13 protein-coding genes are annotated in these 13,905 nt (G+C 74.1%); 1 reads left to right on the plus strand and 12 read right to left on the minus strand.

What is annotated here, in order from left to right; translation table 11 throughout:
* Positions 1–57: 57 nt before the first annotated feature.
* The 7 genes from topA to bldG form a co-directional block, all read right to left on the minus strand.
* Positions 58–2,940, minus strand: a complete 2,883-nt coding sequence (gene topA, locus AB0R04_RS12670; protein ID WP_363370461.1) for a type I DNA topoisomerase — start codon at positions 2,938–2,940, stop codon at positions 58–60.
* Between the two features lie 390 nt (positions 2,941–3,330).
* On the minus strand, positions 3,331–3,789 hold the full coding sequence (locus AB0R04_RS12675) for a DUF3592 domain-containing protein (protein ID WP_063348697.1): 459 nt from the start codon (positions 3,787–3,789) through the stop codon (positions 3,331–3,333).
* A 194-nt stretch (positions 3,790–3,983) separates the two neighbouring features.
* A complete protein-coding gene (locus tag AB0R04_RS12680; RefSeq protein WP_363370463.1) occupies positions 3,984–5,516 on the minus strand; it encodes a methyltransferase in 1,533 nt (510 codons plus the stop codon).
* A gap of 150 nt (positions 5,517–5,666) precedes the next feature.
* The gene (locus AB0R04_RS12685) at positions 5,667–6,392 is read right to left on the minus strand and encodes a hypothetical protein (RefSeq protein WP_363370465.1); all 726 of its coding nucleotides are present in this window, start codon (positions 6,390–6,392) and stop codon (positions 5,667–5,669) included.
* 117 nt (positions 6,393–6,509) lie between these two features.
* Positions 6,510–6,671: a cyclophilin-like family protein gene (locus tag AB0R04_RS12690; protein ID WP_363370695.1), complete on the minus strand. Its 162-nt coding sequence runs from the start codon at positions 6,669–6,671 to the stop codon at positions 6,510–6,512.
* A gap of 206 nt (positions 6,672–6,877) precedes the next feature.
* On the minus strand, positions 6,878–7,297 hold the full coding sequence (locus tag AB0R04_RS12695) for an ATP-binding protein (protein ID WP_350882018.1): 420 nt from the start codon (positions 7,295–7,297) through the stop codon (positions 6,878–6,880).
* 165 nt (positions 7,298–7,462) lie between these two features.
* The gene (gene bldG / locus AB0R04_RS12700) at positions 7,463–7,804 is read right to left on the minus strand and encodes an anti-sigma factor antagonist BldG (protein ID WP_049659132.1); all 342 of its coding nucleotides are present in this window, start codon (positions 7,802–7,804) and stop codon (positions 7,463–7,465) included.
* Positions 7,805–8,025: 221 nt separating this feature from the next.
* On the opposite strand from bldG, the gene AB0R04_RS12705 reads away from it, so the two are divergent.
* A complete protein-coding gene (locus AB0R04_RS12705) occupies positions 8,026–10,560 on the plus strand; it encodes a DEAD/DEAH box helicase (RefSeq protein WP_363370468.1) in 2,535 nt (844 codons plus the stop codon).
* Here the strand turns inward: AB0R04_RS12705 and AB0R04_RS12710 are convergent.
* The 5 genes from AB0R04_RS12710 to AB0R04_RS12730 all read right to left on the minus strand — a co-directional run bounded on the left by AB0R04_RS12710 (position 10,555) and on the right by AB0R04_RS12730 (position 13,893).
* Positions 10,555–11,055, minus strand: coding sequence for an Rv3654c family TadE-like protein (locus tag AB0R04_RS12710; RefSeq protein WP_363370470.1), 501 nt, complete (start codon positions 11,053–11,055; stop codon positions 10,555–10,557). The two genes, AB0R04_RS12705 and AB0R04_RS12710, sit on opposite strands and share 6 nt — an antisense overlap.
* Positions 11,043–11,402: a TadE family type IV pilus minor pilin gene (locus AB0R04_RS12715; protein WP_363370472.1), complete on the minus strand. Its 360-nt coding sequence runs from the start codon at positions 11,400–11,402 to the stop codon at positions 11,043–11,045. Before AB0R04_RS12715 ends, AB0R04_RS12710 begins: the two co-directional genes overlap by 13 nt.
* Positions 11,403–11,694: 292 nt before the next feature.
* On the minus strand, positions 11,695–11,871 hold the full coding sequence (locus AB0R04_RS12720; protein ID WP_107453058.1) for a DUF4244 domain-containing protein: 177 nt from the start codon (positions 11,869–11,871) through the stop codon (positions 11,695–11,697).
* Positions 11,872–12,100: 229 nt separating this feature from the next.
* Entirely contained in the window at positions 12,101–12,700 is a 600-nt protein-coding gene (locus AB0R04_RS12725; RefSeq protein WP_363370474.1) for a type II secretion system F family protein, read from the minus strand.
* Positions 12,701–12,870: 170 nt separating this feature from the next.
* Positions 12,871–13,893 (minus strand): type II secretion system F family protein, encoded by a 1,023-nt coding sequence (locus AB0R04_RS12730; protein WP_363370476.1) that lies wholly within the window; start codon positions 13,891–13,893, stop codon positions 12,871–12,873.
* Positions 13,894–13,905 lie beyond the last annotated feature (12 nt).

Here is a 13,905-nt window from a genome sequence, read left to right on the forward strand (position 1 = left end):
CGGCGAAGGCACTGGCAGCGGCACCGACGGAGCCCCTGCCGGAGGATCCGGAGGAGATCAGCCCTCGTCGGTGGCCGTGGCCTTCCCGACAACGGTCTTCTTGGCCGCCGTCTTCTTCGCCGCGGTCGCCTTCGTCGCCGTCGCCTTCGTCGCGGTCTTCTTGGCGGCGGTCTTCTTCGCGGCCGCGGTCTTGGTGGCCGTGGTCTTGGTCGCCGTCGCCTTCTTGGCGGTCGCCTTCTTGGCCGGGGCCTTCTTCGCCGTCTTCTTCACCGGCCCGCGCGCCCGCTTCTCGGCGAGCAGCTCGTAGCCGCGCTCCGGCGTGATGGTCTCGACCTCGTCGTCCTTGCGGAGCGTGGCGTTGGTCTCGCCGTCGGTCACGTACGGTCCGAAGCGGCCGTCCTTGACCACGACGGGACGCTCGCTGACCGGGTCGGTGCCCAGCTCCTTGAGCGGCGGGGCGGCGGCGGCCCGGCCGCGCTGCTTGGGCTGGGCATAGATGGCCAGGGCCTCCTCCAGGGTGACCGTGAACATCTGCTCCTCGTCGGTGAGCGAGCGGGAGTCGGTGCCGCGCTTGAGGTACGGGCCGTAGCGGCCGTTCTGCGCGGTGATCTCCACGCCCTCGGCGTCGGCGCCGACCACGCGCGGCAGCGAGAGCAGCCGCAGCGCGTCCTCCAGGGTGACGGCGTCCAGCGACATCGTCTTCAGCAGCGAGGCGGTGCGCGGCTTGACCGCGTTCTTGCCGGTCTTGGGCGTGCCCTCGGGCAGGATCTCGGTCACGTAGGGGCCGTAGCGGCCGTCCTTGGCGACCAGCATGTTGCCGCTGACCGGGTCCGGGCCGAGCTCGAAGTCGCCGCTGGGCTTGGCCAGCAGTTCCTCGGCCAGCTCGACGGTGAGCTCGTCCGGCGGCAGCTCGTCGGGGATGTCGGCGCGCTGGCCGGGCTCGCCCTCGACGTCGGAGGCGCGCTCGACGTACGGGCCGTAGCGGCCGACCCGCAGGGTGATGTCGTCGCTGATCCGGAACGAGCTGATCTCCCGGGCGTCGATCGCGCCGAGGTCGGTGACCAGTTCCTTCAGGCCGCCCAGGTGGTCGCCGTCGCCGTTGCCGGCCTCGGCGGCGCCGCCGGTCGTGTGGCCGTCGCCCTCGCCGAAGTAGAAGCGCTTCAGCCACGGCACGGACTTGGCCTCGCCGGCCGCGATCCGGTCGAGGTCGTCCTCCATCTTGGCGGTGAAGTCGTAGTCGACCAGCCGGCCGAAGTGCTTCTCCAGGAGGTTGACCACGGCGAAGGAGAGGAAGGACGGGACGAGCGCCGTCCCCTTCTTGAACACGTACCGGCGCTGGATGATCGTGTCGATGATCGACGCGTAGGTGGAGGGGCGACCGATCTCCCGGTCCTCCAGCTCCTTGACCAGCGAGGCCTCGGTGTAGCGGGCCGGCGGCTTGGTGGCGTGGCCCTCGGGGGTGAGCTGCTCGGCGGCCAGCGGGTCGCCCTCGACGACCTGCGGCAGCCGGCGCTCGCGGTCGTCCAGCTCGGCGTTCGGGTCGTCCGCGCCCTCGACGTAGGCCTTGAGGAAGCCGTGGAAGGTGATGATCTTGCCGGAGGCGGAGAACTCGACGTCACGGCCGTCCGCGGACGCGCCGCCGACCTTGACGGTCACCGACTGGCCGACCGCGTCCTTCATCTGGGAGGCGACGGTGCGCATCCAGATCAGCTCGTAGAGCCGGAAGTCGTCACCGGTCAGGCCGGTCTCGGCGGGGGTGCGGAAGCGGTCGCCGGAGGGGCGGACGGCCTCGTGCGCCTCCTGCGCGTTCTTGACCTTGCTGGCGTAGGTGCGCGGGGCGTCCGGCAGGTAGTCGGCCCCGTACAGCTGGGTGACCTGCGCGCGGGCGGCGGAGATCGCGGTCTCCGACAACGTGGTGGAGTCGGTGCGCATATAGGTGATGAAGCCGTTCTCGTACAGCTTCTGGGCCACCTGCATGGTCCGCTTGGCGCCGAAGCCCAGCTTGCGGCTGGCCTCCTGCTGGAGCGTGGTGGTGCGGAACGGCGCGTACGGCGAGCGGCGGTAGGGCTTGGACTCGACGCTGCGGACGCTGAACGCGGTCTGCTCCAGGGCGGCGGCCAGCTGCCGGGCGGCCTGCTCGTCCAGGTGCAGGGTGTTGGCGCTGCCGGCCTTCAGTCGGCCGTCCGAGCCGAAGTCGCGGCCGGTGGCGATCCGCTTGCCGTCCACCGAGGACAGGCGGGCGCCGAGGGTCTCCGGGTTGGCCGCGTCGGCCGGGGTGCGGCCGGTACCGAAGGTGCCGACCAGGTCCCAGTACGAGGCGGTGCGGAAGGCGATCCGCTCACGCTCGCGCTCGACCACCAGCCGGGTCGCGACGGACTGGACCCGGCCCGCCGAGAGCTTCGGCATGACCTTCTTCCACAGCACCGGCGAGACCTCGAAGCCGTAGAGGCGGTCGAGGATGCGGCGGGTCTCCTGGGCGTCGACCAGGCGCTGGTTGAGCTCGCGCGGGTTGGCCACCGCCTCCTGGATCGCCGTCTTGGTGATCTCGTGGAAGACCATCCGGTGCACCGGCACCTTGGGCTTGAGCACCTGCTGGAGGTGCCACGCGATGGCCTCGCCCTCGCGGTCCTCATCGGTGGCGAGGAAGAGCTCGTCGGACTCCGCGAGCAGCGACTTCAACTTGCTGACCTGGGACTTCTTGTCCGCGTTGACCACGTAGATGGGGGCGAAGTCGTGGTCGACGTCCACCCCGAGGCGACGCACCTCGCCGGTGTACTTGTCCGGGACCTCCGCCGCGGTACTGGGGAGGTCGCGGATGTGCCCGACGCTCGCCTCGACGATGTAGCCGGGGCCCAGGTAGCCCTTGATCGTCTTCGCCTTGGCCGGCGACTCGACAATGACGAGTCGCTGTCCGTGCGCGGTCTCGCTGCTCGGGGACACCTTCGCTCTTCTCTCCCGGTCCTTATGTGGGCTGGTCGGCGCCGGCAGCACGGGCTGCGCTCCGCCCGACCCCTCCACCGCCCCGGGGCTGCCGCTGTACGACGACCCCACCAGCGGAGTGTGACCGTACCCCGGCCACTCTTGTCAAACGGAAGGATCCCGCGTTTTCACTTTGCCGGGCTCACCGACGCCACTCGAACGGTAACCCGATGACGGAGGTTCGCGCCCCGTGGAGGGGGGCTTCGGCGGGTTCCGGAGGATGGAATGACGGATTTCAAAATCTGTCAACGGAATATCGCCGGCCCCACGGAGGGCCGCAGCGAGGCCTCCGCAGGGCGCCGGCCACCGGTTCCCGGCGAGCCCGACCGGGGTCGGCCGTCCGCCCCGGATTCAGCCGTTGACCGCCACGAGCAGCCCGGCACCCGCCGCCAGACAACCCATGCCGAGCACGCTCCACAGCAGGTCGGCGACGGCGGCCCGGCGGACCTCCCCGGCCGCCAGCACCACCCGGCTCGGGCGGCGCGGGTCGTAGCAGATCCGCACCGGGGCACCCGGAGTGAAGCGGTCCGGACGGCGCAGCGGGGTGTGTCCGCGCGGACGGGTGAGCACCAGCTCGGCGATCCGGCCCGCTCCGGCCCCTTCGGCCGGGGGCAGGACGGAGAAGGAGAGCAGCGGGGCGCTGTCGAGCTGACCGTGCGCCTCGTCCTCGGCCACGACCGTGGCCACCGCCGACGCCCCCGAGCGGCGCATCCGGTGGCGCAGGCGCACCTCGGCGGCGCACCAGAGCAGCAGCACGCCACCGAAGAGGGCGAGCACCAGCCCGCCCACCGTCGCCGTCGTCGTGTCCACCCCTGGCCCCCGGCTCCCCAGCTCTGTCCACAGCCTGTGGACAGAGCCTCACAGCAGGGGGCCAACGCGCGGCGGCCGACCGGAGACCGCCGGACGAACCGGGGAGTACGGGAAGGTGAACCGGCACCGACCGCCCCCGCCAGGGGCACCGCACCGGGGCACCACCCCGAGGGCGCCGGGTCAGGTGCGCCGGGTCAGCCCGCCGGGCGGATGAACCCCTGCTCGGTCAGCAGCCGCAGCGACTCGGGCACCCGGTCCCGCAGGACCACCCGGTCCTCGCCGAGCAACTGCGCGATGGCGTCCACGATCTCGCCCGCCGACAGCGAACCGTCACAGACCCCGACGAAACCGGCACCCACCGTGTCCACCTTGGTGGCCCGCCGCATGCCCCGGTTGTGACGCAGGATCACGTGCTCCGGGTCCTCCGCGCCCGGCTCGCCGACCTGCTCCTGGACCACCTCGTCGGCCAGCACGTAACGGGTCGCGAGCAGGCCCGCGTCGTCGTGCGAACGCAGGAAGTCCTGCCGGTCGAACCACTCCTCGATGTGCGGGCCCAGCGGCTGCTCCACCGGGTGCGGCCACTCCTCCACCCGGACGGTCGGGCGCTCCGCGCCGCTCGCCCGCAGGGTGATCCAGCCCATGCCGATGCCCTCGACCCGGCCCGCCTCGAAGGCGTCCAGCCACTCGCCGTACCGGGCCTGGTAGTCGCCGCCCGGACCGCGGTGATCGCCGCCGTCCCGCAGCCACAACTCGGCGTACTGGGCGACGTCCTGGACCTCCCGCTGGACGATCCAGGCGTCAAGTCCGGTGCCCGCCACCCAGCCGGCCAGCCGCTCGTGCCAGTCCTCGCCCTTGACGTGCTGCCAGTTGGCGAGCAACTGGCAGTAGCCGCCCGGCTCCAGGTGGTCGGCGGCCGAGCGGACCAGGCTGCGGCACAGGTCGTCGCCGGCCATGCCGCCGTCGCGGTAGGTGAACCGGCCGGTCGGCGAGATCACGAACGGCGGGTTGGAGACGATCAGGTCGAACCGGCGCTCCCCGACCGGCTCGAAGAGGCTGCCGGTGAGCGCCTCCCGCCGCTCGAAACCGGACAGCGCCAGGGTCAGCTCGGAGAAGCGCAGCGCACGCGGGTTCAGGTCGGTGGCGGTCACCTGCCCGGCGTGCCGGGCCGCGTGCAGCGCCTGCACGCCGGAACCCGAACCGAGGTCCAGCGCAGACCGGACCGGACGGCGCACGGTGATGTTGGCCAGCGTCGTCGACGCGCCGCCGACCCCGAGCACCAGGTCCTTGCGGGCCACCCCGTGCGCGGTCTCGCCGGATCCGATACCGCCCGCGCCACCCACCGCGCAGCCCAGGTCGGACACCACCCAGGCGTCCGAACTGTCCATCCCGGCCACCTCGTTGGCGTACGGCCGGACGTCCACCGTCGCCCGCACCAGTTCACCGTCGGAGCGCAGCCAGCCGTCGGCCAGGCAGTCCTCGACCGGCAGCGCGGCCGCGGCCACCCGGTACGGCACCGGCTGCTGGAGCAGGAACAGCCGGACCAGCGTCTCCAGCGGGCTGCCGCCCCTGGTCGCCCGGAGCGCCGGCACGGCCTCGCTACGGGCCAACGCCGCATAGCCGGTGGGCCCGAGCAGGTCGAGGCAGCCATCGGCGGTGAACGAGGCGGCGAGCAGCGCCTCACGCAACTTGGCGAGGCGGGTCTGGTCGAGAACGGGGCTACTGATCACCCCGCCATTGTCCCCCGCCCCGGACCGGGCGGCCGCCGGGTCCGGGGCGGGTCGGGGGCCGTCTTCGGGGCCGCCTTCGGGGGCGGGTCGGGGGCAGGGTCGGGCACCCTCCGGACCGGCGCCGGGGCGGCCGGCCCGACGGCCCCGGGCTCAGCTCGCGCTGGGCACGGGGGTGGTCGGGGTGGTCGGCGGGGCGGCGGGCGGGCTCGCCGGGGTGGTGTCGGTGCCCGCGGAGGGGGTGGTCGACGGGCTCGCGCCGTCCGTCGCGCCGGGCGCGGGCGTCCCGCCGGGCGCCCCGGCGCTCGGGGTGGCGGACACGCCGCCCGGGGCCGCGGCAGCGGGCTTGCAGCCGTCCTGCTTGGCCATGGCCGCGCCGAGGTCGCCGCGCTGCAGCTTGCCCTGCGCCTGCGTGGACAGCGAGGCCAACTGCTGGATCTGGTCCGAGATGCTGCGCAGGCCGTCCGCGAACTTCGACTGGTCGGTGTTGGTCACGGCGTCCAGCTTCTTCTGGATGTCCTGATAGCCGTCGGCCGCCTTGGTCAACTCGGCAACGGCGTCCTTCTGCAGGTTCGCGCCGTCCTTCACCTTGGGCACCCCGGCCGCGGTGATGGCCGCCGCGATGTCCTGGTTGGTCTTGGCCAGCCGCCCGATGTCCGTCGAGAGCCGCTTCTGCAGCTCGGTCGGGGTCTCGCCGGTCTTCACCTGGGCGGTGTCGGCGAGCGCGGCCTGCGCCTGGACGATCGGGTCCTTGGCCGAGCCGCAGACGTTCGACGCCCAGGACTCCAGCTGCTTGCCGTTGTCGTCGCCGCCGCAGCCGACGGCGCCGAACGCGAGCAGCGCGCCGAGGACGGGTACGGCCAGCAGTCGCTTGTTCACCGGGAGGAGCCTTTCGGTTTCGGTCGTCTTCGGTCGTCGAACCTACACGGCCGATGTCCGCCGCCTGCCGACCGGTTCCCGGGCCCCGGGTTGCCCCCACCGGGTGCCCGGCCCCGCTCAGGCGTGCTCGACGCGGATCGGGCGGATCGGATCGCCGGGCCGGACGGCGCGCGGCACGCTGACCGGCGTACCGAAGTAGACCTCTTCGCCCCAGGTGCTCACCGAGGAGCTGATCGGCAGCTCGACCCGGAGCGCCTCGGTGGTGGGTGTGCCCTCCAGCGTGGCGGCGGCCTGTCCGGCCTGCGACCAGCCACAGAATGCGAATCCGCAGGGGCTTCCTTCTCGCGACGGGTCCGATCACCGATCGGACCCGGTCATGCCGGAAGCAGCGAACCGCCAGATTCAACAACGTTTCAACGCGTCCCAGAGGACCGGATCGACGCCCGGACCACCCGGGCACACGAGGCACGCCGAAGGTCGGGCCCTCAGACCACCACGGACTCGACCGAGACCGGCCAGCTCATCCGGATCAGGCCGCCGTCCGTGCCATTGGTGACCTCAAGGTCCTCGACCAGGCCGGTGATCACGGCGAGGCCGAGGGTGTCCTCGTCCGGGTCCGCCTCCTCGGCGGCGCCGGGGGCCGGGACGGCGGCGGGGCCGGCCTCGTCCTCGACCTCGATGAGGAAACGCTTCTCCTGGTCGGTCAACGCGACCCGGACTGTGCCACCGATGCCACCGCGCTGGTGCAGGCCGACCGCACGGGAGCAGGCCTCACCGACCGCGAGCCGTACCTCGTCGAGCACCGACTCGTCGACCCCGGCCCGTCTCGCGACGGCCGCGGCGACCAGCCGGGCCGTTCGCACGTGCTCCGGAAGCGCACTGAATCGAAGTTCGACGGTTGCCATCTCTCCCCTTCGGGGTGCTCCGACCGGGGCCGACGATGCGGCCCCTGCGGGCCGGCGGAACCGGCCCCGGGGCGGCCGGGAAGCACCGGGGCCCGCAGGCCCCGGCACCCCGGACGCTTGGGACGAACGGGCCGGCCTCCACGGGCACGGGCCGGCCCGGCCGCGTCAGTCGGTCGCGTTGACCGCGTCGTCCACCGAGGTGTGGATCGGGAAGACCTTGGTCAGGCCGGTGATGCGGAAAATCTTCAGGATGCGCTCCTGGTTGCAGACCAGGCGCAGCGAGCCCTCGTGGGCACGCACCCGCTTCAGACCGCCCACCAGCACACCGAGGCCGGTCGAGTCGAGGAAGTCCACGCCTTCCATGTCGACGACGAGGTGGTACTTGCCGTCGTTGACGAGCTCGACCAGCTGCTCCCGCAGCTTCGGGGCGGTGTACACATCGATCTCGCCGCCAACCTCGACGACCGTACGATCGCCGACTGAACGGGTCGACAGGGACAGGTCCACGGAACCTCCAGCACCTTGCCTTGCTACGTCATGTGCGATCCTCGGCCGGCCGGCCGCCACCGCATGGTCGCGAGCCCGGGCGCGCCCAGCCACACGTGGCAAGCCTCGGCGCTGCGACCCACGGCCATCCGGCCGTCACGGCCACATTCAACCACCTGCGACCATGCCCGCACGATGGCTTACGACGATTCTCCGTCACGCCGGTGACACACTGGGTCCTCATGCCGCCCCGACACAGCCTGCCCGAGGCACTGCTCACGACCCTGTCCACCAGCCGGGGGCGGTCCGACCGGCTCACCCATACGGAGCACCTTCCCGCCCGACCTGCGCGTTATGCGCCGTGGCCCGAGTCGATCCGGCCCGAGATCGTGGCCGCCGCCCTCGCCGTCGGTGTGGAGCAGCCCTGGGCGCACCAGGCAGAAGCGATGAAACTGGCCAAAAGTGGTCAGACTGTGGTGATCGCCACAGGCACCGCCTCGGGCAAGTCGCTCGGCTACCTGGCCCCGGTCCTCAGCGACCTGCTGGACGGCACCGAGGCCCGCAACGGCCGCGGCGCCACCGCGCTCTACCTCGCCCCGACCAAGGCGCTCGCCGCCGACCAGCGCCGCCGGGCCGCCGAACTCGCCCCGCCCCGGGTCCGACCCGCCCTCTACGACGGCGACACCCCGCCCGAGGAACGCGAGTGGGTCCGCCAGTACGCCTCGTACGTGCTCACCAACCCGGACATGCTGCACCGCGGCATCCTGCCCGCCCACGCCCGCTGGGCCTCCTTCCTCAAGGTGCTGCGCTACGTGGTCGTCGACGAGTGCCACAGCTACCGGGGCGTGTTCGGCTCGCACGTCGCCCAGGTGCTCCGGCGGCTGCGCCGCATCTGCGCCCGATACGGCTCGTCACCCACCTTCCTGCTCGCCTCCGCCACCACCGCCGACCCGGCCGCCACCGCCGAGCGCCTGACCGGCCTGCCCGCCCGGGCGGTCACCGAGGACGCCTCGCCGCGCGGACCGATGGTCTTCGGCCTCTGGGAGCCGCCGCTGACCGAGAACGTCGGCGAACACGGCGCGCCCGTCCGCCGCACGGCCACCGCCGAGGCCGCGCACCTGCTGACCGACCTGGTCGAGCGCCAGACCCGCACCGTCGTCTTCGTCCGCTCCCGCCGGGCCGCCGAACTCGTCGCGCTCCAGACCCAGGACCAGCTCGGCCGACCGCTCGCCGACCGGGTGGCCGCCTACCGCGGCGGCTACCTCGCCGACGAACGCCGGGCCCTGGAACGCGCGCTGCACACCGGCCGGCTGCTCGGACTCGCCTCCACCTCCGCTCTCGAACTCGGCGTCGACGTCTCCGGCCTCGACGCCGTCCTGATGGCCGGCTACCCCGGCACCCGGGCCTCGCTCTGGCAGCAGGCCGGGCGGGCGGGCCGCGAGGCCCAGGGCGCGCTGGCCGTCCTGATCGCCCGGGACGACCCGCTGGACACCTACCTGGTGCACCACCCGGAGGCGCTGTTCGCGGCGCCCGTCGAAGCCACCGTGCTCGACCCGGACAACCCCCACGTGCTCGCGCCGCACCTGTGCGCGGCAGCCGCCGAACTCCCGCTCACCGACGCCGACCTGGAGCTGTTCGGCCCCTCCACCGCACCGCTGCTGCCCGTCCTGGAACGGCGCGGCCTGCTGCGCCGGCGCAGCGACGGCTCCTGGTACTGGACCCGCCGCGAACGCGCGGCCGACGCCGTCGACCTGCGCGGCAGCGGCGGCAGCCCGGTGCAGATCGTCGAGGCCGACACCGGTCGCCTGCTCGGCACGGTGGACGCCGCGGCCGCCCACACCACCGTCCACACCGGGGCCGTCCACCTGCACCAGGGCCGCACCTTCCTGGTCCGGGAACTCGACCTGGAGAACTCGGTCGCCCTGGTCGAACCGGCCGACCCGCCGTACACCACGGCCGCCCGCGACATCACCTCCATCTCCGTGCTCGACACCGACACCACCGTTCCCTGGGGCGAGGGCCGGCTCAGCTTCGGTTCGGTGGAGGTGGTCAATCAGGTGGTCGGCTACCTCCGGAAGCGGATCTCCACCGGGGAGATCATGGGCGAGAGCAAGCTCGACCTGCCGCCCCGCACGCTGCGCACCCGCGCGGTCTGGTGGTCCGTCACCGAGGACCAGCTGCTGGACGCGGACCTTCCGCTCGACCAGCTGCCCGGCGCCGCCCACGCCGCCGAACACGCCTCGATCGGCCTGCTGCCGCTGTTCGCCACCTGCGACCGCTGGGACATCGGCGGCGTCTCCGTTCCGCTGCACCCCGACACCGAACTGCCCACCGTGTTCGTCTACGACGGCCACCCGGGCGGGGCCGGCTTCGCCGAACGCGGCTTCCAGCGGGCCGTCGAGTGGCTGACGGCCACGCGCGAGGCGATCGCCTCCTGCGAGTGCGAGCGCGGCTGCCCGTCCTGCGTCCAGTCACCCAAGTGCGGCAACGGGAACGAGCCGCTGGACAAGGCCGCAGCCGTCCAACTGCTGGACGTCCTGTTGGCCGGCGCCCCCACGACGGCAGGCTCCGGGGCGGCAGGCGCCAGGACGGCAGGCTCCAGGACGGCGGACCCCTCAGTGGACCCTGGAGCGGCGGCTCCCTCAGCAGACTCCTCAACAGGCCCTTCAGCGGACCCCTCAGCGAGCTCCGAAACGGACCACGAGACGGACCACGAGAAGGACTCCGGGGCGAAGCCCGAGCCGAGCGCGGACGGTGGGCCGCCGACCGGCTCATGAGCCCGCCGCCGAGCCGCTGGTCGACCCGCCGAGGCCGTCCTCGGCGGCGGTGACTGCGGCCCGCACCGGCCCGGCCCGCGCCCTCGCCCGCGCCGGGCCGACCGGCAGACGCGCCGGCAGCCCACCGACCGTCACCTCGGCCACCACCTCGACGGCATCCCCCGTCCGGTCCACCGTGCAGGACACCAGGCCGGCGCCCTGCGCGGCGGCGATCCCCTCGGCCCGCCCGCACCCGCCGTCCGGGTCCAGCAGCAGCCGGTCCGCGGCCGCGAGGGCCGCCAGGTCGGCGGCCGACTCGGCCCGGTGCCGCGCGGCGACCACCGCTCCGACCGCGATCGTCCCGGCGAAGACCGCCGTGCCGAGCATCGCCAGGGCGAGCAGCCAGACCGTCGCCGAACCGGCGTCCGGCCCGCGCCCGCCGACGGCGGCCGCCCGGGCGGTACGAGTCCTCGCCCACCGCCGCACCCCCGACCGCACCCCGGTCAGGCCGGCCATGAACCACCACCTCCCGCGATTCCCGCTCCTCCCGTGACCCCCACGAGGGTGTCCTCCCGCGCCGCCACCGCGGTCGCGCCCAGCCGTACCGCGAGCAGCCCGCCGAGCCTGCCCGGCGCCCCGCACCGCGCGTCCACCTCCACCCGCACCACCTCCGCCGCCATCGCCACCCGCACCTGAGCTCCCGGCGGCGCGGCCGCGCGGGCGAGTTCGGCGGCGTCCGTCTCCCCGCGTGCAGCCGCCCTGGCCCCGACCCGGGCCGCGTCCACACAGCGGATCTGCGCGGCCGCCGCCAGTACGCCCCAGATCAGCATCGCCGCGAGCAGGACGAGCGCCGGCAGGGCCACCGCGGTCTCCGCCGTGACGAAGCCCGCATCGCCGCGACGGCCCGGCCGCAGCGACCGCGCCCGCCCGCCACCACGTGCCGCCGCCAGGCCAGGGCGAGCCTTCGGCCTCCCGCCATCCGCCCGGAGGCGGTGCGCGGCGGCGTCGGGGTGCGCGCACCGAACGGCAGCGGAGGGGCCCGACGCGGAGGGGGCACCTCCCGGCTGAAGGCCGGGGGACGCCTGCCGGCCGACGGCAACGCGACGAGAAGCACTCCCCAACGCCGCCGTGCAGGCGGGAGTTCGTGGACGGCCGCTAGGTCGCATGAAGCGCCCGTTCCAGTGAATCGGTCAGCGCCCCCATGATGGTCGCGCTGGTCACCACCTTGTACAGCCCGGCCGCGAGGGCACACGCGGCCAAGGTGCCGACGGCGTATTCCGCCGTGGTCATCCCGGCGTCCGACCGGCCCCGGCTCCGGGCCATCCCGCGCATCCGGCGGGCCACCCAGCGGCTCCTGCGCCGCCACCCTCCGGGCGCCTGACGGAGCGCGCGTCCGCTGCCGGGCCTCGTTGCGATCACTGCAGTCATGAATCTCTCCTGTCTCCGAAATTCCGAAATACCGATGCCCCGCCATACCGATGTCCCCGATGCCGCCTACGCGGCTGCCGCCGACGCCGCTGCCCACGGCTCCGCCGCCGATCCGCTTGGCGCGGCCCCGCGTTCACCCGCCCTGGGCGAAGCGGGTGGTGAGGCCGATGACGACCGGCACCACGCCGATCAGGACGAAGGCCGGGAGGAAGCAGAGCCCGAGCGGAGCGGTGGCGAGCACCCCCGCCCGGCGAACCCGGGCTTGGGCCGCCCGGGCTGCCGCCGTCCGCCGCCCCTGCGCGAGCCCGATCAAGGGCCCGGCCGCCGGAGCCCCGCCGAGGCTCGTCCGGACCAGGCAGCGGGCCAGCGGGGCCAGCGACGGGTGCTGCTCGCCCAGACGGCTCCAGCACAGTTCCGGCGGTGCGCCCAGGGCCAGTTCGGCACCGATCGCGACCAGCCGGGGCCCCATCGGTGCCCCCACGCTCCGGCCGACCGCCGACACCGCTGCCGAGGGTGAGGCCGCCGAGCCGAGGCAGGCCGCCAACAGCTCAGCACTCAGCGGGAGTTGCCTGGTCAGCAGCTCCTCCTCCAGGACCGCCTGCCGCTCCGTCGGCGACCGCACCCGGGCCGACCACCGGTGCACGCCCGCCGCCAGCAGCGCCCCGACGACCACCCCGACGGCGCCGCCGAGCAACACCGTCGCGCCTGCCCCGGCGCCCACGGCCAGGGCCACGGGCCGCCAACGCCCGCCACCACGACCACGACCGCCGCCACCACCGGATGCCGGCGGTACCCGCACCAACACCCGCCCGAACAGCCGCCGTTGTCGCGCCCACCCACGCACCAGCGCCACACCGGCCACCACCACCGGCCCCCCGGCGATCACCCACCCGACTCCCCGGATCACCCCGACACCACCTCCGCCCGCGTCCGCACCCGCGCCCGTACCCGTGAGAGCCCGCAGCTCCCACCGCCACCAGTGCCCCGCGCCCCGGCAGCCCGCCGGGGCGCTTTCAGGGCGCCCTGAGCGCCCTGAGCCGCCGCCCGGACGATGCGCGCCGTCCAGAGCACGCCCAGGCCCTCCAGTGCCGCCCCCGCCGCGAGGCACCCCAGCCCGGCCGGCGTGTGCAGCAGGATGCCCACCGGCCGGGCCCCGAGCGCCACCCCCAGCAGCAGCCCGGCGGCCGGCAGAGCGGCCAGGACGGCGATCGTGGTCCGCGGCCCCGCCAGTTCCCCGGCGATCTCCTCCGCCAGCGCCCGCTCGCCGCGCAGCGCCTCCGCCACCCGGTCCAGCGCGACGGCCAGCCCCGACCCGCCGTCGGAGGCGACCCTCCAGCAGGCCGCGATCGCCGACGCCCCGCTCCCGCCCGGCAGTTCGGCGAGCAGGTGCAGCGCGGCGGGCACGTCCCCGCCGTACCGGCCCGCCGCGAGCCGCGCCACCGGTTCCTCGCCGAGCCTGCGCAGCCCGTCCGGGTCGGCCGCGAGGCGGGCCGTGACCAGGTGCAACGCCTGCTCCGGCGTCGCCCCGCCACGCAACTCCCCTGCCAGCCCTGCGCAGAGCTCCACCACGGCGGCCGCCCGCCGCCCGGCCTCCACCGTCACGCGCCGTCGCAGCCGCCACCGCCGCAGCGGCAGTACGGCCAGCCCGGCGGCGAGCACCGGCAGCGGCGAGGAGGTCGCCTGCCCGGCCGCCAACCCCACCGGCAGGAACAACAGTTCGGGCGCCAGCCAGTCGGACGGTCGCGGCCGTGCGCGCCCCGCAGTCACCGCCGGCGGGCCCGGCACCGGAACGGGCGGGGGCCCACTGCCCGCCAGCACCAGCCTGTACCGCCGCCCGCCCGGCAGCTGCTCCTGCACCGCACGCCATGCGGCGACGGCCAGCAGGCACAGCACCAATGCCCAGCAGAAAGAACTCTGATCACTCATCACGCCAGGACC

Origin of the sequence: Kitasatospora sp. NPDC056731, from assembly GCF_040687675.1 — a bacterium.
Lineage (GTDB): Bacteria > Actinomycetota > Actinomycetes > Streptomycetales > Streptomycetaceae > Kitasatospora.